Annotated in this window: 1 pseudogene; it reads left to right on the top strand. The window is 73.9% G+C overall.

Annotated elements, in window-relative coordinates:
* Window positions 1–314, top strand: a pseudogene (locus tag IQ210_RS47025) (helix-turn-helix transcriptional regulator); the annotation flags it as partial.

The raw sequence follows: 314 nt of genomic DNA, 5'->3' as shown, positions 1-314 counted from the left end.
GACTTCGTCTTCCGCCACCCGCTGGTGCGCTCCTCGGTGGTCCAGACGGCCACCCCGAACGAACGGCGCGCCGCCCACGCCGTCCTCGCCGACGTCCACCGCGACGACATCGAACGCCGGGCCACCCACCTGGCAGCCTCCACCATCGACCCCGACGAAGACGTCGCCGCCACCCTGGAAGCAGCCGCCGACTCCGCCACCCGACGCGGCGGCGCCATCGCCGCCGTCGCCTGGCTCACCCGCGCCGCCGAACTCAGCGACAACCCCCAAGAACGCTCCCGCCGACTCGGCAGCGCGGCCTACATCGCCGGACA

It is taken from the genome of Streptomyces justiciae (assembly GCF_015163075.1).
GTDB classification, from domain to species: domain Bacteria; phylum Actinomycetota; class Actinomycetes; order Streptomycetales; family Streptomycetaceae; genus Streptomyces; species Streptomyces justiciae.
This window is presented reverse-complemented; position numbering and strand designations above follow the sequence as displayed.